Consider the following 18,626-nt stretch of genomic DNA (forward strand, 5'->3'; position numbering starts at 1 on the left):
GCCTCGCGCTCGCGGCGCTGTTCGAGGGTGAATTCGCCAGAAATTCCCGCAGCTTCGGCGGCAAGGGCGCACTTCGCTACAGCTGGTGAGCCCCCAGTTCGCATAAACAAGACCTTCATGGGCAGATCGTCCGCTCTGATGCGAAGAGGCGTGGGCTGCGGCTTAGGACCGACAGCGGCCACAGGCCAAGCTTGCCCGTCCATGTCTGCTTGGGGGCAGGCATCGAATGGCAGGTATTGGCGCATCTGGCCCGATGAGTGACCGGTGTTCTTTAGGCTGGGCCACTGATGCGAATGCTGTGGGCGTAGGGGTCCGAACGCTTTGGCATTCTCCCGATCCGGCCCGTTTCATAGTGATGCATCCGGATTATCTGACAACGCAGGCCTCAGCAGTCTTGGAAACCAAGAGGCCGTTGCAGGCCTAATGCAGCCTGATCGCGCATTGACGAGCAACGCTACGCGATTTGGCCGCTCGTCACCTTTGTTTGGCCGACTCTCGCCTTATCCCTGAATGGCCTTTCGCAGAGGTTGCGGACGTCCAAACCGGCGTCGGCGCCGACCAGCGGGCTTTCCGCTGCGCAGAGAGGAGCGACCAGCGGTGTCGAGCGTGGGGGGAAGTCTGATCAGCGGATCCGGATTGGCGGTGCTGGCGATGCTCGGATCTGCGACAGTGGCCATCGCGCAGACAAAGCCGGCCGACAACATCGGCGCAGCCGTGCCCACCAAGCCTGCGCCGAAGAAGCTGATCCCAGGCCCGAAGCTCTCGGCGCCGCCGGACGCGGCCACATTGTCGAAGCCACACAACGGGGTCGACCCCGCGGCGGCCCAGAATCCGATCTCCAACATGATCAGCATTCCGTTTCAGAACAATACGAACTTCTTGGCGGGACCGCATCGCCACACGCAGAACGTATTGCTGATCCAGCCCGTCATTCCGTTTCATCTCAACTCAGACTGGAATTTGGTCACCCGCTGGATCACGCCGGTGATCAGCCAGCCACGCATATCGCCGAGCCAGAGTGCGGAATTCGGGCTCGGAACGCTGCAACCGCAATTCTACCTGGTGCCGTCGCATACCGGCTCCTTTCTGATCGGCCTCGGACCGCAGTTTCAGCTCCCGACCGCGACGGACCACATGCTGGGCGTCAACAAATGGGGCGCAGGCCCGGCCCTGGCTGCTCTGACCATTCACGGACCGTGGGTGATCGGCGTTCTCGCCAACAACATGTGGGCAGGCAGCGAGGGGCCACGCGTCAATAAGCTCACCCTCAATCCCTTCATCAACTACAACATGGCGGGTGGCTGGTACTTGTCATCCGCCCCCGTGATGACCGCGGACTGGTTGTCACGGAGCAGCGACCGCTGGACGATTCCGATCGGCGGCGGCATCGGCCGGGTCTTCAAGTTCAACGATCAGCCGATCAACGCCCGCGTCCAGGTCTTTCACAACGTAGCGAGACCGGCCGGTGCAGCGAAATGGACCCTGCAAATGCAGGTGCAGTTTCTGTTTCCAAAGACCTGATCCTCCGTCGAACCATTGTTATTCGGACAGGATGTGACCGTGGACACATCAGCTCATCCTTCAGCAGCAAGTGCCAAGCCGTTCGATATTGATGCGGCCTTCGGCGACTTCATGGCCGGAATCGGCCTCGCTCCCGACGCAACCGGCGGCACGATCCGTTTTGCCGGCGCCGACCCGATCTTTGACAGCCCGCATCGTATCGGAGCCTCCATCGCGATCCCGATGATGGGCGCCGCCGCTGGCGCCGCCGCGGTCTGGGCGCTCCGGACCGGACGCGGGCAAGATCTTTCGATCGACCTGCGGAAGGCGATCCACGGCGTCAATCCGCTGTATCGGTTCAAGCCGACTGTGAACGGCTATCCCTATCAAGTGCCCTACGCCGCCGGCAATCCGCTGGCCTTCGATCTGTACTTCACGAAGGACGGCCGCTGGGTGCTGCCCACCGGCGTCTATCCGCACATGACGAACGAGTGGCTGTCCTTGCTGCGCTGCTCGCACGAGCGCGCCAGCGTCGCCAATGCGATCCTGAAATGGGACGCCCAGGATCTCGACGACGCCGCAGCCGAACGCAACATGATCTTCGCCATGTGCCGCTCCGAGCAGGAGTGGCGGCGGCATCCGCAGGGCGAACTCCTGGCCACAAAACCGCTGATCGAGATCGAGAAGATCGCAGACAGCGCGCCTGAGCCCTTTCAGCCGGCGGCCCGGCCCTTCACGGGGCTGCGCGTGTTGTCCGCCACCCATGTGATCGCCGGCAATGTGGCGTCAAGGACGTTGGCCGAGCAGGGCGCCGATGTCCTGCAGATCGCTCGTCCGCAGGAGTTCGAGCACGAGTTGCTGGCGATCGACCCCGTCGCCGGTCATCGCTCCACCTGGCTCGATCTGAAGTCGCCCGACGGCAACAAGCGCGGTCATGCGCTTGCGGCTGAAGCCGACGTCTTCGTCGACAGTTATCGCGGCCGCTGCCTGAGCAACCTCGGCTTCTCGCCGCAGGAACTGGCGGCGCGGCGTCCCGGCATCATCTACTGCTCGGTCCGCTGCTACGGTTATGACGGGCCATGGGCCAATCGCGGCGGCTTCGACATGGAGGCGCTGTGCGTCAGCGGCTTCACCTTCAACGAGGGCACGCCGGACCGCCCGCGGCTGCCGCCGACCATTGTGATGAACGACTACATCGCCGGCTATATGGGCGCTGCGGGAATCACGGCGGCCCTGATCCGACGGGCCCGCGAAGGCGGTTCCTACCACGTCAAGATCTGCCTGACCCGCAACGCCATGTGGTACCCCACTCTGGGCCTCGTGAGCCGCGACGAGCGCGCAGCGACCGGCGAGCAGAACCAGTTGTTGCCGCCCGAGACGGTGACGGGCCAGACGCCTTATGGCGAGCTGTACCGGCTGGCGCCGGCGGTCACCTTCTCCGAAACGCCCGGCTATTGGACCGACCCGATCGTCACGGTGCGCGGCGCGAGCAAGCCGGAATGGCGCCAGGAGACGGCGTGATGCGGCGAGACAAGGCCAGCGGGAACACGGACCCGCAAACCGGCTCCTCATGCGTGCCGTCCGTCGACTCTCATCATCCTTCACGTCCATGGCAGACGCGCGTCATGACCTTGAAATTGCTTCGCTATGCCAGCGTTGCGGCGGTCCTTCTGGCCGCCGATGCAGCATCCGCCAATGAAGGTCTGGTACAGCTGGGCAATGTTGGCGCCGAGCCCGCTCCCGCGCCGGTGGTCCAGCCGCCGGCCAAGCGGAGCAGCCGAGCCAAGACCAAAAGCAGCGCTGCCGCGGCATCGATTCCAAGCGCGGCCACGCCTGTCGCGCCGTGGGGGCCGGTGCCGACCGACAAGACCTCGCTGGCCAATCTGGCGCCAGGCCTTTTCGTCTATTTCAACAACGGACCCGTGTACGGCCTGCCGGGCACCGTGACGGGCGACATCACCCAGCGCACCCAGCTCCTCGGAGATTGGAACGGCACCCGCACCGAACTGGCGCGCAACGGCTTCTTTTTCGATCTGTACTCCACAAGCTACTATCAGAACGTCGCTTCCGGCGGTATCAGGACCGGCCAGGCCTTCGTCCATAACACGCAGCTCTCGGTCAATATCGATACCGGCCGCGCCGGCTGGTGGCCCGGCGGCCTTCTTCACTTCACCGCGCAGGCGCGCCTTGGCGACAGTCCGACGAATACATTCACAGCCGGCACCGGGGTACCGCACTATACTGGCCTCGTCCTGCCCGACCCGACGCTGCGCAACAGCTTCCTGCCCTCTGAGTATTTCCTGGTGCAGGCACTCACCAAACAGGCCAGCGTCGTGGTCGGAAAGATCAGCGACGTCTTCATTCCCGACCAGACCGCATTCGGCAACGCCTTCAAGTATCACTTCGCCAATTTCAATTTGAACAAGAACCCGATCACCACGAATTTCTACAATCCGACCGCGCTGGGCGCGCTCGGCGTCTGGGCCTTCAGCCCGAAATTCGTCATCGCAGGCGGCGTGCTCGACCCCTACACCAAGGCTGATCGCTTCGCCGAATCCAACTCCTTCGAGAAGGTCAACATCTATCTGACCTCCATCATGTCCTACGATCTCGGTGGTCTACCCGGTCAGTTTTCGCCGGCGTACAACTGGTCCAACAAGCCCAAGGTCAATCTCGAGTCGCCATTCGGGCGCTTGGCCTCGCCGGCTGCGGCGACGCAGGCGATCAGCAGCCTGCTTGGCCTGGCCGCGACTGATGGCCTGCCGACGAATTTCAAGGACCGCAGCTGGTTCGTGCTGGCTAACGTCTCGCAATATCTGGTCGTCAAGGACGATGCGGAGACCGTGGCGCGCAAGCGGAAGACCGGTGAACCGATCCGCGGCGTCGGCATGTTCGCGCGGGCCGGCTATGCCCCCGAAGACACCAATCCGATCACCAGCGATGTCAGCATTGCGCTGTTCGCCCACGGCTTGCTCGCTCACCGCGAGCACGACAGCTTCGGCGTTGGCTACTACTACAACAAGATCAGCGACAAGCTGAAGACCAGCATCGCGGCGATCTCGCGTGGAGAAGCCGCGGCTCGCGACGAGAGCGGGATGGAAGTGTTTTACAATTTCGCCGTCACACCGGCCGTGCGCCTGATCCCGAGCTATCAGCATATCTGGCATCCGCTCGCGGCCGAGGTCGCGGAGCGACGCAAGAGCGCTGACGTCTTCCAGGTCCGCCTCACAACCGCGTGGTGATCGTTGGGGTTACGTCGATGCCATACGAGGATGCAGCGCCTCTCGTCCTGCCGGCATTGTCGGCGCGCTCGTCGTCCGCGGATGAAAGCCGCACAGCCCTGAGGCGCGGCAGACATCAAGGCCGCCGGCGACACGCTCGGCCTCGCATGGGTTGTGTGCGACCGGTCACCGCTTCTGTCACCACGAGACGATCCACCCAATCGAGGTCGGAGTGAACGAAATGTCGATCTCGGCCCGCCTTGTCGCAGCTTCGACACTGCTTTCAGCCCTCGCCTTTCCAGCGACCGCGCAGACGCTGCCGCAGACCTTGCCGTCCAAGGAGCAGCTGGCGAACGACAACAAGCTCTTTGTCTTCTGGGCGAACAAGGCGCTGAAATGGGAAGAGCCGACCGAGCCGGTGGGGATCATCGGCCCCATCTACTTCGTGGGGACGAAAGGGTTGGGCGTGTTCCTGTTCGCCACATCGGAGGGGCACATCCTGATGAACACGGGCATGCCGTCATCGGGACCGATGATCCTGGACTCGATCCGCAAGCTCGGATTCAGCCCGAAAGACATCAAGGTCATGATCAACGCCCACGCCCATATCGATCATGCGGGGGCCTTCGCCTTCATGAAGAAGCTCACGGGCGCGCAGGTGGCGATCATGCAGGACGATGTCGCGGCGATGGAGAGCGGCGACCGCGATGACTTCAAATATCGCGATGATCTGGCCTACGAGGGGGTGAAGGTGGATCGCGTCCTGCGCGACGGAGACACCGTCCAGCTGGGTGAGGTGCTTCTCACGGCGTATCACACGCCCGGGCACACCCGCGGCGCAACCACATGGATCGCCAACTTGGCCGTCGACGGCAAGGCCTATGTGGTGGCGTTTCCCGACGGGGCGGGATTCAACCCGGGCTACCGCATCGCGAAGGACCCGTCCTACCCCGGGATTGCGGAGGACTACCGCAAGACGCACTACAGGCTGGAGATGATCAAACCGGACATCTGGCTGGCACAGCACAACGAATATTACGACTTCGAAGGCAAGCGAAAGCGTGCGGAGACGGAGGGCGTCAGAGCCTGGGCCGACGCAGAGGGCTACAGGCGCTTCGTCGCCGGAAAGAAGCGCGCCTTTGAAGATCAGGTCGACGATGAACTGGGTGCCCCCAGCCGGTCGAGGTGAACGACCGGTTGCACCGGTTGCCTACGCCTGCTCCGGCGGGTCGTTGAAGCGGTGTTGACCCGTCAGCGGGGGGCGGCCATCCGCTCGGCCGGGTCGGTCAGCGGTCTCTCGACGATCAGCCCGCCTGGCGCTCGGCCTGATCCCCGGCCTGATCCTGTCCAGCCGCAACGACGCTGTCCCCATCACAGGGCTGGTTGCCGCTCATGGGGGAGCCGGATCGCCTGAACGCGTTGGGGGCCGTCTGCGTCCATCGCTTGAATGCGTAGCGAAACGCGGCCGGGTCACTGAAGCCGACCAGAAATGAGATGTTCTCGACGGTGAGGCGGGTCTCGCGCATATAGCGGATGGCGGTCTCTGCGCGCAGAGCGTCGATCAGCTCGCGGTAGGTGGTATTCTCGTCCTGAAGCCGTCGGCGCAGGGTGCGGGGGCTGAGACCGAGTTGCGCAGCCAGGGCATTGGCACCGGGCGGCGACGCGAGCTGAGCGAGCAGCACTTGGCGGACCCTGCCAGCGACACCCGCGCTCTGTTTCACCTCGGTCAGCAAGGTGTCGCAGATCTGGGCGACCTGAGCATGGGTGACGGGATTGCCCAGCGCCGGCTTCTTGTCGAGCCATTCCGCAGGATAGATGAACCTGTTCTGCGTCTGCTCGTACAGAACCTCGCAGCCGAACTGTCTGCTATGGCGCGCCTCAGCGGCGGGTCTGCGACCCGTCAGATGGACCTGCGCGAGACGGAAATCCGGACCCATCAGGTCGCGGTGCACGCAAAGAAGCGCACCGAACTGCAGCTCGACGATGAAGTCCTGCAACGGCGAGTTGAGAGATCGGAACGGGAGGACCGATATCGACCAGGCCGCCCTCGCATTCCGTTCTTCGAAGGTCACGCTCACGAGCGGGGCGGTGAGTTGATAGTACTTCAAGGCGAAGGAAACGGTTTGCCGGAAGTCGACCCCGGCCAGAAGCGCAAGGCCGTACATGCCGTAGGTCGAGACGTGAAACTGGGCGCCGACATGGAACCCGAAACCCGGGTTTTGGCTGAGCTTCAGCGCGTTTCTGTATGACTGTACGATCTGATTGACGGATACCTTTGTCAGTGGGGACGTCAGTTCCGCCTCAGACAGGCGAATGCCCTCCAGCGCCGCTCGCAGCGGAATGCCTTCCGCGCTGAGACAGTCGACGATCTTTCCGATCTTCAGGACAGAATACACTCTCTCGTCGGGGCCAAATTCAAACATGCGCAATCCATCGGAGGTCGACGGCGGCTCCACGACGATTTGACCGCAATTCGCCGGATGTTGGCCATCGAATGCCTTCTCTCCCATATCGCCGTCGGCCAAGTTTGGCCACCGGCTGCAGCGGCTGGCGGCGATTGTCGTCGTACCGCGCGCGGCTCTCGGATCCGCCCCTTGCGATGACGATCGCAAACCGTAGCCGGTGATGCGGAGCGGCCCTCAACGGAGACGATCTTGCTCTGGCTTGAAGGTCCGATCCGCCGCGCCGGAGGCGCTCGGCCGCCATGGCCGGCGGTGACTGCTTTGGGACCCAGGGAATGCGGACGCACGGAACACAGAGCTTAGCTGCCGATGAACGCAGGCATGTTGCCGGCTGACGGTGGGACGATGCTGACCGTCGGTACTGCTCTGGCGGCTTTCGCGCCATCGGAAGCCGGGTCGATCGGGGTCGAGGCAAAGATCACCCCCGGGCCTTTTCGCGTCCCGCTGCGGCGCCGCGCGGCAGCGCCCGGCCGATTGCGCTCGACTCTGGCCGAGACCCGCATCGGCCTCGCCAAGGCGTGGCAGCTTTTGCTCGCACAGCGCAGGGACGAGGCCGATGCGCTGATCGATCAGATCGAAGTCCAGATCGGCCATCACGTTTATACGACCGCTCAATCCCAGCTGAGCGCACCGCCATTCTGGTACTCGATGACCCGGGTTTCGAAGAAGTTCTTCTCCTTCTTGAGGTCCATCGTTTCGCTCATCCAGGGGAACGGGTTCCCGGCCTCGGCGAAAACCGGATTGAGGCCGAGCTGGGCGCAGCGGCGATTGGCGATGAAGTGCATGTACTGCTCGCACAGCGACGCGTTGAGGCCGAGGAAGCCGCGCGGCATGGTATCGCGGCCATAGGCGGCCTCCAGTTCGGCGGCGTCTTTCAGCATACCCCGCACCTCATCCTGGAAAGCCATGGTCCAGAGATGCGGATTCTCGATCTTGATCTGGTTGATCACATCGATGCCGAAGTTCAGATGGATGGACTCGTCGCGAAGGATGTACTGGTACTGCTCGGCAATGCCGACCATCTTGTTGCGCCGCCCGAGCGAGAGGATCTGCGCGAAGCCCGTGTAGAACCACATCCCCTCGAACACGACGTAGAAGGCGACGAGATCACGCAAGAAGGCCTGATCGGCCCCCGGCGCGCCTGTGGCGAACGACGGATCGTCGAGACTTTGCGTGTGTTCGAGCGCCCAGGCTGCCTTGTCGGTAATCGACGGCACCTCGCGATACATATTGAACAACTCGCCTTCATCGAGGCCGAGGCTTTCCACGATGTACTGGAAGGTATGGGTGTGCACCGCCTCCTCGAACGCCTGCCGCAAGAGATACTGCCGGCATTCCGGATTGGTGAGGTGGCGGTAGATCGCCAGCACGATGTTGTTGGCAACGAGACTCTCGGAAGTGGCGAAGAAGCCGAGATTGCGCTTGATCATCCGCCGCTCATCGTCCGTCAGACCGTCTTTCGACTTCCAGAGTGCGATATCGGCCTGCATGGAGACTTCGGTCGGCATCCAGTGATTGTTGCAGCCGCAAAGGTACTTCTCCCACGCCCAACGATATTTGAGCGGCAGGAGCTGGTTCACGTCGGCGCGGCAATTGATCATACGCTTGTCGCCAACCGACACGCGTGCCGCGCCGCGCTCGATCTCGCCAAGGCCTGTGGCATCGGCGGCAGGAACCTCGGCGGGCTCGGAAGGGACCGCGACCAACAGATTGGTTTCCGGCTCAGACCAGTCGAGCATGTTGTTCTCCTTTCTTTCTTCCGGGCTGCTCACTGGCAGGCTTCACATTCGGGATCGTCGATGGCGCAGGCCTTGCCCCAGGCCTGCTTCGTGCCGATCGCGACCGGTGTTGCGGCAGGCACCGCAACGACCGTTGCGGAGACAGCGTTAAGCTTGCCGTCGGTGCCCTTCAGCGTCGATTTCTCGACATGGGTCGCCGAACGCGATCGCAGGTAATAGGTGGTCTTCAGGCCCTTGCGCCACGCCAGGCGGTAGAGCTCGTCGAGTTTCTTGCCGCTCGGATCGGCGATGTAGAGGTTGAGCGACTGCGCCTGGTCGATCCATTTCTGGCGACGCGACGCCGCCTCAACCAGCCATGCCGGGTCGATCTCGAAAGCAGTCGCGTAGAGCGCCTTGAGGTCATCGGGAACGCGGTCGATCCGGCCGAGCAAGCCGTCGAAATATTTGAGGTCCGACACCATCACCTCGTCCCACAGACCGCGCTGCTTCAGGTCGTGCACGAGCTGGGCGTTCACCACCGTGAAGTCGCCCGACATGTTCGATTTGACGAACAGGTTCTGGTAACCGGGCTCGATCGACTGCGACACGCCGCAGATGTTGGAGATCGTCGCCGTCGGCGCGATCGCCATCGTGTTGGAGTTGCGCATGCCGGTCTTCCTGACCCGCTTGCGCAGCATCTCCCAGTCGAGCGTCGTGGTGGCATCCATTTGCACACCCGGTCGCGCATCCTCCAGCAGCTCTATCGAGTCGACGGGCAGGATGCCCTTCGACCACAGCGAGCCCTCGAAGCTGGCGTAGCGGCCCCGCTCTGCGGCGAGATCGACCGATGCCGAGATCGCATGGTAGCTGATCGCCTCCATCGAGCGATCGGCGAACTCGATTGCCGCCTCCGATGCATAGGGAATACGCAGCTTCTGCAGCGCATCCTGGAAACCCATCAGCCCGAGGCCGATCGGACGGTGGCGGAGGTTCGACGCGCGCGCCTCGGGGATCGTGTAGAAGTTGATGTCGATGACATTGTCGAGCATGCGCATGGCAGTGCCAACGGTTCTTCCGAGCCGCTCGAGGTCGAGGCCCTGTTCGGTGATGTGGTTGAGGAGGTTCACCGAGCCGAGGTTGCATACGGCCACCTCGTCCTTCGACGTGTTGAGCGTGATTTCCGTGCACAGGTTCGAGGAATGCACGACGCCGACATGGCCCTGCGGCGAGCGGATATTGCACGGATCCTTGAAGGTCACCCATGGATGCCCCGTCTCGAACAGCATGGTCAGCATGCGCCGCCACAGGTCGAGCGCACGGACCTTGCGGAACACCTTGAGCTCGCCGGCCGCGGCCTGCGCCTCGCGGGCCTCATAGGCCTTGCGGAACGCCTTGCCGTAGAGGTCGTGGAGGTCCGGTGTCTCGTCCGGCGAGAACAGCGTCCACTCCGCGTCGGCCTCGACGCGTTCCATGAACAGGTCAGGCACCCAATTGGCCGTGTTCATGTCATGCGTGCGGCGACGGTCGTCGCCGGTGTTCTTCCGGAGGTCGAGGAACTCCTCGATATCGACATGCCAGGTCTCCAGATAGGCGCAGACCGCGCCCTTGCGCTTGCCGCCCTGGTTGACGGCAATGGCGGTGTCGTTGGCGACTTTCAGGAACGGCACCACGCCCTGGCTCTCGCCGTTGGTGCCCTTGATGTGGGCGCCGAGGCCGCGCACCGGTGTCCAGTCGTTGCCGAGCCCACCCGAATATTTGGCCAGCAGCGCATTGTCCTTCACCCCCTTGAAGATCGCGTCGAGATCATCGCCGATGGTGGTCAGGAAGCAGGAGGAAAGCTGCGGCCGCGTCGTGCCGGAATTGAACAGCGTCGGCGTCGACGCCATGAAATCGAAGGAGGACAGGAGGTCATAGAACTCGATCGCCTTGCCCTCGCGGTCGATCTCGCGCAGCGCAAGCCCCATCGCCACGCGCATGAAGAAGGCCTGCGGCAGCTCGAAGCGCCTGCCCTTGGTGTGGAGGAAATAGCGGTCGTAGAGCGTCTGGAGGCCGAGATACTGGAAGTTCAGGTCCCGCTCGGGCTTCAGCGCCGCGCCGAGACGAACGAGATCGAAGCGACCGAGTTCCGGGTCGATCAGCTCGGCCTCGATGCCCGTCTTGACGAAATCCGGGAAATAGCTCGCATAGCGCGTCGCCATCTCCGCCTGCGTCGCCTGTTCCGCCCGGCCGGCGACGAAGGTCAACGCCTCGCGCCGCAACCGGTCGAGCAGCAGGCGCGCTGAGGCGAAGGCGTAATTCGGCTCCTGCTCGACCAGCGTGCGGGCGGCGAGAATCGGCGCCAGCGACAGCTCGTCCAGCGTGATGCCGTCGTAGAGGTTGCGGCGCGCCTCGGCGAGAATCGGCACCGACGAAACCGCATCGAGGCCAGCGCAGGCTTCCTCGACGATCGCGGCCAGACGCGCTTCATCCAGCGCGATGAGGCCGCCGTCCTCGGTCTTCACATGCAGGGCAGCCGTTGTGTCCTCCGCCACAGCCTGCTTCTCGGCCAGACGCTCGCGTGCCCGTTCGTCGCGATAAAGCACATAGGCGCGGGCAACCTTGTGATGCTCGCCGCGCATCAGCGCGAGCTCGACCCGATCCTGAATGTCTTCGATGTGGAAAGTCCGCCCGGCATCGGCTCGCCTGGTCAGGCCGGCGACGATCTGTTCGGCAAGCTCCGCCACGATATCGTGGACGCGGCGCGAGGCGGCGGCGCTGTTTCCCTCAACGGCGAGGAATGCCTTGGTGAGCGCGACGGCGATCTTCGAGGCGTCGAACGGCGTGACGGTGCCGTTGCGACGGATCACCTGATAGGCTGGTTCGGAAGCCGGCCGCGCTGCTCGCGGCGCGGTCGGTGGTTGATCTGGTTCGATCCGCAACGCGGCTTCGGCGATTAAGGACATCGGCTTGAGACCCCTTCTGTTGGGGGCAAAAGGCCGAGCGGACGCGTGCCCAGTCCGGCAGAAGGGGCCGGCAAGACGACAAGCGACCACCGGGACACCCCGCCCGAGGACGATTCATGCTGTCGCGGCAGGTCTCCTGGCTCGCGGGTCGTCGCCTGCATCCTTGCCTTCCCGAAGCCGAAATGGCTTCAGTGGCGCAATATGGACGTAGGCTCACCGCCAACAGTTGCGGGGGCAGCTCCGGCATTGCCTGATGGGCGCACCGAATTCCCTCTTAGCTCTCGATCATCTGATTCGAGAGACCGTGACCACTATATTTAGTATGCCTGACGTTCCCGCTGTCAATGCGTGGCGTGCGCATGGCCGGCTTGTCGCCAAGCGAGGAGTGCGGGCGCCTGGTATTGTGGTGCTGGCGCCAACTCTCGATGACGGTCTTGGCTTCGGCGAGGCTGCAGAAGATCCCGCCGTTCACGGAGGACCCCTTTTCAAGGGGCAGGCCAGTGCGGGCTTCGACCTTGCGGTGGCCGCCGCCCAGTCTGTTCATGCCCGGGCGCCCTCGGGCAGGGGGACCGTCGTCACGTCGTTCTCGGAAGGTCGACATGCCGTCCGGTCCGCCGGTCAGACTTGGTTAACCATTGTTCTTCACGGTTGGTTAACCGGGGCCGGAGCGGCAGTTTTCGATGATGCGCAAGGACGTGCAGAGGGGCCTGGCGGCGGCCGCGCTGGGTGCGGCCATGCTTCCCTGGCTCCCGATCGGCGCCTCGGCGCAGCCCTTCCTTCCATCCGCGCGGCCTCCCCAGCCCGGGGTCGAAAGCCAGAGCGAGCGCCGCGAGAGCGAGGAGCGTCGCGCGCCGGTCGCCCTTCCGGCCATCGCCCCAAGCGCCGCTGCCGGAGAGCAGAAGCCGCTGTTCCGCCTGAAAGAGGTGGCGCTCGAAGGCGCATCCGCCCTCCCGGCCCTGGCTTTGGCAGAAATTTACGCGCCGCATCTCGGCCGGGACATCACGACGGCCGATCTCTCGGCCATCGCCGCCGGCATCACCGATCTGTACCGCCGGGCCGGCTACCATCTCAGCCGTGCGCTGATCCCGCCGCAGGACATGCGCGGCGGCGTGCTGCGCGTGACGGTTGTCGAGGGGGTGATCGCGGATGCCCGCATCTCCGGCGGTTCGGCGGTTTTCGGGCTCGACAACCTGCTCGAGCCGATCAGGCAGGAGCGACCGGCGCGACTGGCGACGATGGAGCGGCAATTGCTGCTCATCAACGAACGCCCGGGCGTCAAGGTGGTCGACACGACTCTCGACGAGATCGTTCCCGGCTCCGGCCGCTTCCGCCTGACGATCAAGGCCGAGACCTGGCGGCTCTACGGGGCCGCCGGCCTCGACAATATGGGGTCGGTCTCCTCCGGCCCCTGGCAGGGCTCGGCCAATCTGGCGCTCAACTCCCTGGTGGTGCCGGGCGACAGCCTGAGCGTCAGCGGCTCTTTCGTTCCCGGCCATCCGCGCGAGCTGCGCTATGGCCGGCTGGCCTATGAGCTCCCGCTCGGTTCGGAGAGCTGGAAGATCGGCATCGCCGCCTCGCACAGCGACATCTGGCCGGGCGATCTGCGGCGCTACATCCGAGACCGCTCCAAGAGCGACACGGTCGAGGCACGGCTCTCCTTCGCGCCGATCCTGAGCCAGATGCAGTCGCTGTGGCTGACGGGCGCGATCGGCGTGACCCGCGCCTCCGAACAGGCCTTCATCGGCCCGCTCTCGGCCGATCGCATCGGCATCGCCAGCCTGACCGCCGACTACAAGCTGCATCTGCGGGACTCGAGCTGGACCTATGCCTCCGTCACTGTCCGCAAGGGCCTCGGCCTGATCGACGACCAGCCGGACAGCGCGGACTGGCTCTCGCGCATCGGGGCCTCGCCGCACTTCACCCTGATCAATGGCGCACTCACCCATTACGAGAACCTGACGGACCGCTGGTCGGTCAGGCTGGCCGCAGGCGGACAGCTCGCCTCCGGGCCGCTGCTGACCTCCCAGCAATATGCGCTGGGCGGCCTGTCCTTCGGACGCGGCTTCGATGCCGGCTGGATTTCGGGCGACGATGCCATTGCGGGGTCGGCCGAATTGCGCTTCGACCAGTCCCTGACAGGCCTCTTCGCCAAGGGTTACCAGCTCTTCAGCTTCGTGGAAGGCGGCGCGGCCCGCTACCGGCTCTCCGGCGGGGGCCTCGACCAGAGCTTCATGTCGGTCGGGGCCGGCGCGCGCGTGTTCCTGACGGACGACCTGAACCTGACGGTCGGCGTCGCCAAGCCGGTCGTCGTCAATTCGCCCTTCGAGCCGCGCAGGGGCGCGCGGCTGCTGTTCTCGCTGTCGAACGCCTTCAGGCTCTGAGGGCCGCGGCGTTCACCGCCTCTTGCCGGCATCGAAGCGCAGCAGGCGCAGCGCGTTCGCGGTGACGATCACGGTCGCGCCGGTATCGGCGAGGATCGCGACCCACAGGCCGGTATAGCCGAGCACGCTCGTCACCAGGAACACGGCCTTGAGGCCGAGCGCGACCGCGATGTTCGTGCGGATATTGGCCATCGTCGCACGCGCCAGACGGATCATCGCCGGCACGTCGCGGACCCGGCTCTTCAGGATCGCGCCATCGGCCGTCTCCAGCGCCACATCGGTGCCGGACCCCATCGCCACGCCGATGCTGGCGGCGGCGAGCGCGGGCGCATCGTTGATGCCGTCGCCGACCATCATCACCGGCGCGCTTTGGGCGGCCTCGCGGATGGCCGCGACCTTGTCGTCCGGCATCAGCTCGGCCTTGTGATCCAGTCCGAGCGAGCCGGCGATGGCCGCTGCGGTGCGGGCGTTGTCGCCGGTCAGCATCAGCGCGCGCACGCCCATCGCCTTCAGCTCCGCGATGGCGGCGGCCGCGTCCTCACGCGGTTCGTCGCGCAACGCGATCAGCCCGGCGAGATGCCCGTCCGCAACGACGGCCGCGACGGTGTTGCCGGCTGCCTCCAGCCTGGTGACCGCCTGCTGCGCCGCGGCGCCGAAGGTCGCGCGCGCCTCGGCATGGCGCGGCGCGCCGACGAAGACCGAAACGTTGTCGAGCCTGCCGGTGACGCCCTGCCCGGCGATGGCGCCGGCCTCCTGCGCCGGGCGGATGGTGACGCCGCTCTGCCTGGCCTTCGCCAGGACGGCGAGCGCCAGAGGGTGGCTCGACCCGGTTTCGACCGCCGAGGCGAGTTCGAGAACCCGGCGCTCGTCGCCGTCCAGCACCACAACCTCCGTGACGCGCGGCGTGCCCGCCGTCAGCGTCCCGGTCTTGTCAAAGGCGACGATCCCCGCCTTGGCGGCGGCCTCGATGACCACACCCCCCTTCAGCAGGAGGCCTTGCCGGGCCCCGGTCGAGAGCGCGGCGGCGATCGCGGCCGGCACCGAGATCACCAGCGCACAGGGGCAGCCGATCAGCAGCAGGGCCAATGCACGGTAGATCCAGACATCCCAGGCGCCGCCGAAAGCCAGCGGCGGAACCAGCGCAACAAGGATCGCGAGCCCGACGATGATCGGCATGTAGATGCGCGAGAAGCGGTCGATGAAGCGCTCCGTCGGGGCGCGCGCCGCCTCCGCCTCCTCGACCAGGCGGATGATGCGGGCGATGGTGTTGTCCTCGGCTGCGCGGGTGACCTTCACCCGCAGCGCCGCCTCGCGATTGACGGAGCCGGCGAAAACCGCCTCGCCGACGCCCCTGGTCTTCGGCACCGATTCGCCGGTGACGGGGCTCTCGTCGATGCCGGAGACGCCCGAGACGATCTCGCCGTCGGCGGGAACACGATCGCCGGGCCGGACCAGCACGGTCTGGCCGATGGCGAGGCTGGCCGCGTCGACGGTGCGCGTCTCGCCCGCTTCTTCGAGCAGGGCGGTCTTCGGCACGAGATCACCCAGCGCGCGGATCGAATTGCGGGCGCGGTCCGCGGCGACGCCCTCCAGCACCTCGCCGACAGCGAAGAGGAAGACGACCAGAGCCGCCTCCTCCGCCGCGCCGATCACCAGCGCTCCGGCCGCGGCGATCGTCATCAGCATCTCGATGGTGAAGGGAATGCCCGCCAGCGCCGCCGCGAAGGCACGCCGCGCCACCGGCACGAGGCCGATCAGGCAGGCGGCGAAAAACAGCCAGTAGGAGGCTCCGTGCCAGACGAGGCTCGCGCCCCAGGCGCCGGCCAGCAGAGCGCCGGTCAGCGCGACGAGGCGGGCCTTGGCGGTGCCATACCAGGGCGTGCCCGGCAGCGTCGCCTCATGGACGTGCCCCGGCAGGCCATGGCCGTGGTCCTGGGAGGCTGCGGAGGATGCGTGCCCGTTCCCCAGCGCCGCCGGGTCATGCGCGTGACCATGACCGTGACCGGCATGATCGTCGTCGTGCCGGTGCCCGTGGTCGTGATCGTGGCCAGCGCAGCATGCCTGACCGTGCCCGTGCCCTGCCGGCTGATTCGCCGTCGCGGCGGCCGCACTCCCGCCAAGCCTTGCGATTCGGTAGCCGAGGCCGCTGACGCGCTTCTCGACCGCGTCGGCCTGCGTCTGTGCCTCGTCGAGCCGCAAGCGCAGCGTCTCCGACATCAGCGACAGGCTGACCTCGCTGACACCGGGCAGTTTCTCGATCGCGCCCTGCACCTTGGCGACGCAGCTCGCGCAATCCATGCCGCTCACCTTCCAGGCATGCAGCGGCTGGGTTTTTTCGGTTGCGGCCATGTCTCGTCTCCTGCTCGCGCGTCGAGACAGCCTCTCTACAACCTCTAGCGACTTCAGGTTCAAGCCCCCTTTTGAGCCCCGTGCCGCTGACAGGAGATGGCGGTGGCGGCGTTAAGGTTTACCGCTCGTTAACCATTCTCGCGCTAGAGCGAAGAAACCGAAAATTTACCAAGATGACCAACGTGTTAACGCAACCGCGGCCTATTCGCCTGAAAGGGCGCAGCTTCCTGGCCCTGGCGCTGGCGCCGGAGATGCCGTTCGAGGACTGGCTCGTCAGGCTCGACGATCTGGCCTCTCGCTCGGCCGGTTTCTTCATGCGCCGGCCAGCCGTGCTCGACATCACCGGGCTCGACATCGACCGGGCGGAGCTGCGCGACCTCGTCGCCAAGCTCGCCGCCCGTCAGGTGCGCATCATGGGGATCGAAGGCGCGCGTCCCTCGATGCTGGGGCCCGATCTGCCGCCGGCCCTGAGCGACGGACGCACGACCTCCGAGATCGAGCCGCCCAGGACGGAAGAGCCGGCGCCGGTTGCCGCTTCGACGCCGGCATCGGTCTCCGTCGCGCCGGTCGCGGTCGCGCCGAAAGCGCCCGCGTCGCTGGTCATCACGGAGCCGGTGCGCTCCGGCCAGTCGCTGGTCTTCACCGAAGGCGACATCACCATCATCGGCTCGGTCGCCTCCGGCGCCGAGGTCATCGCCGGCGGCTCGATCCATGTCTACGGCACGCTGCGCGGCCGGGCGATGGCCGGGACCATGGGCAACGCCGAGGCGCGCATCTTCTGCCGCCGGCTGGAAGCCGAGCTCGTCGCCATCGACGGCTATTACAAGACGGCCGAGGACCTGGACCCGGCCATGCGCGGAAAGGCCGTCCAGCTCTGGCTGGAAGGCGACAGCTTCAAGCTCGCTACGCTCGCCTGACGGCCGGCGCGCTCATTCAACGGGAGAGGGTCTATGGGCAAGGTCATCGTGGTTACATCGGGCAAAGGCGGCGTCGGCAAGACGACGTCGACCGCCGCACTCGGGGCAGCGCTCGCCCGCAACGGCGACAAGGTCGTGGTCGTCGATTTCGACGTCGGGCTGCGCAATCTCGACCTGGTGATGGGCGCCGAGCGCCGCGTGGTCTACGACCTCGTCAACGTCATCCAGGGCGAGGCGAAGCTGACCCAGGCGCTGATCCGCGACAAGCGGCTGGAGACGCTCTACCTGCTGCCGGCCTCGCAGACCCGCGACAAGGACAACCTCACCGCCGAGGGCGTCGAGACCGTGATCGGCGCGCTGCGCCACGCCTTCGACTGGGTGATCTGCGACAGCCCCGCGGGCATCGAGCGCGGCGCGACGCTGGCGATGCGCCATGCCGACGTCGCCATCGTCGTGACCAACCCGGAAGTCTCCTCCGTCCGCGATTCCGACCGCATCATCGGCCTGCTCGATTCCAAGACGCTCAAGGCCGAGAACGGCGAGCGGATGGAAAAGCACCTGCTGCTCACCCGCTACGACCCCGTCCGGGCCGAGCGCGGCGACATGCTGAAGGTCGATGACGTCCTGGAAATCCTCTCGATCCCGCTGCTCGGCATCATCCCGGAGAGCATGGACGTGCTGCGCGCCTCCAATGTCGGCTCGCCGGTGACGCTCGCCGACGAGAAGAGCGCCCCGGCGCTGGCCTATTTCGACGCCGCGCGCCGGCTCCAGGGCGAGATGCTGCCGATCACGGTGCCCGGCGAGCGCCGCGGCAGCTTCTTCGGCAAGTTCTTCGGAAGGAAAGCGGCATGAGCCTGCTTCGCTTCTTCCACCGCCGCCAGTCGGCCCCCGCCGCGCGCGAGCGCCTGCAGGTCCTGCTCGCCCATGAGCGCGCGGCCGTCGGCGATTCCGACCTCGTGACCAAGCTGCGCGACGAGATCCTGCGCGCGATCTCGAAGCACATGCAGGTCGACGACGACAAGGTCAGCGTCCGCATGGAGCGCGGCGCCCAGGTCTCGACCCTTGCGGTCGATATCGAAATCCCCTTCGATGCGGGCAGGAAGGCGGCCTGAGGGCCGCCTTCCCTTTTCCAGCAC

General features: G+C 65.5%; 12 protein-coding genes, 1 pseudogene and 1 riboswitch. Of the genes and pseudogenes, 8 read left to right on the forward strand and 5 right to left on the reverse strand.

Features of this window, described 5'->3' with window-relative positions:
* Positions 1-597: 597 nt before the first annotated feature.
* From BW981_RS20810 to bla, 4 genes are all read left to right on the forward strand, one after another.
* Positions 598-1,521, forward strand: coding sequence for a neuromedin U (locus tag BW981_RS20810; RefSeq protein ID WP_139333879.1), 924 nt, complete (start codon positions 598-600; stop codon positions 1,519-1,521).
* A 39-nt stretch (positions 1,522-1,560) separates the two neighbouring features.
* Positions 1,561-3,021 carry a CoA transferase gene (locus tag BW981_RS20815; RefSeq protein WP_076442716.1) on the forward strand — a complete coding sequence of 487 codons (1,461 nt, stop codon included), beginning with the start codon at positions 1,561-1,563 and terminating at the stop codon, positions 3,019-3,021.
* Positions 3,022-3,125: 104 nt separating this feature from the next.
* Positions 3,126-4,742 carry a carbohydrate porin gene (locus BW981_RS20820; protein WP_076442718.1) on the forward strand — a complete coding sequence of 539 codons (1,617 nt, stop codon included), beginning with the start codon at positions 3,126-3,128 and terminating at the stop codon, positions 4,740-4,742.
* Positions 4,743-4,962: 220 nt separating this feature from the next.
* Complete coding sequence (bla, locus tag BW981_RS20825; protein ID WP_076442720.1) at positions 4,963-5,910, forward strand: subclass B3 metallo-beta-lactamase; 948 nt, start codon at positions 4,963-4,965, stop codon at positions 5,908-5,910.
* Positions 5,911-6,025: 115 nt separating this feature from the next.
* Here the strand turns inward: bla and BW981_RS20830 are convergent, their stop codons facing one another.
* From BW981_RS20830 to BW981_RS22780, 4 genes and pseudogenes are all read right to left on the reverse strand, one after another.
* On the reverse strand, positions 6,026-7,246 hold the full coding sequence (locus tag BW981_RS20830; RefSeq protein WP_139333880.1) for an AraC family transcriptional regulator: 1,221 nt from the start codon (positions 7,244-7,246) through the stop codon (positions 6,026-6,028).
* A gap of 548 nt (positions 7,247-7,794) precedes the next feature.
* Positions 7,795-8,922, reverse strand: coding sequence for a ribonucleotide-diphosphate reductase subunit beta (locus BW981_RS20835; protein WP_076442748.1), 1,128 nt, complete (start codon positions 8,920-8,922; stop codon positions 7,795-7,797).
* Between the two features lie 29 nt (positions 8,923-8,951).
* On the reverse strand, positions 8,952-11,843 hold the full coding sequence (locus BW981_RS20840) for a ribonucleoside-diphosphate reductase subunit alpha (RefSeq protein WP_076442724.1): 2,892 nt from the start codon (positions 11,841-11,843) through the stop codon (positions 8,952-8,954).
* Between the two features lie 108 nt (positions 11,844-11,951).
* A riboswitch (cobalamin riboswitch) is annotated at positions 11,952-12,165 on the reverse strand.
* A gap of 42 nt (positions 12,166-12,207) precedes the next feature.
* Positions 12,208-12,315 (reverse strand): annotated as a pseudogene (locus BW981_RS22780) (integrase core domain-containing protein); the annotation flags it as partial.
* Positions 12,316-12,523: 208 nt separating this feature from the next.
* Here BW981_RS22780 and BW981_RS20850 point away from each other — a divergent pair.
* Positions 12,524-14,224, forward strand: a complete 1,701-nt coding sequence (locus BW981_RS20850) for a ShlB/FhaC/HecB family hemolysin secretion/activation protein (RefSeq protein ID WP_076442725.1) — start codon at positions 12,524-12,526, stop codon at positions 14,222-14,224.
* Between the two features lie 12 nt (positions 14,225-14,236).
* Here BW981_RS20850 and BW981_RS20855 read toward each other — a convergent pair whose 3' ends face one another.
* The gene (locus BW981_RS20855) at positions 14,237-16,573 is read right to left on the reverse strand and encodes a heavy metal translocating P-type ATPase (RefSeq protein ID WP_076442727.1); all 2,337 of its coding nucleotides are present in this window, start codon (positions 16,571-16,573) and stop codon (positions 14,237-14,239) included.
* A 173-nt stretch (positions 16,574-16,746) separates the two neighbouring features.
* Here BW981_RS20855 and minC point away from each other — a divergent pair, with 173 nt between their 5' ends.
* The 3 genes from minC to minE are packed head-to-tail and all read left to right on the forward strand — an operon-like array spanning position 16,747 to position 18,602.
* The gene (gene minC, locus BW981_RS20860; protein WP_076442728.1) at positions 16,747-17,490 is read left to right on the forward strand and encodes a septum site-determining protein MinC; all 744 of its coding nucleotides are present in this window, start codon (positions 16,747-16,749) and stop codon (positions 17,488-17,490) included.
* 33 nt (positions 17,491-17,523) lie between these two features.
* Positions 17,524-18,342, forward strand: a complete 819-nt coding sequence (gene minD / locus BW981_RS20865) for a septum site-determining protein MinD (protein WP_076442730.1) — start codon at positions 17,524-17,526, stop codon at positions 18,340-18,342.
* Complete coding sequence (minE, locus tag BW981_RS20870) at positions 18,339-18,602, forward strand: cell division topological specificity factor MinE (RefSeq protein ID WP_076442731.1); 264 nt, start codon at positions 18,339-18,341, stop codon at positions 18,600-18,602. Before minD ends, minE begins: the two co-directional genes overlap by 4 nt.
* The last annotated feature ends 24 nt before the right edge of the window (positions 18,603-18,626 follow it).

It is taken from the genome of Allobosea sp. TND4EK4, assembly GCF_900156025.1.
Taxonomy (GTDB): Bacteria; Pseudomonadota; Alphaproteobacteria; order Rhizobiales; family Beijerinckiaceae; genus Allobosea.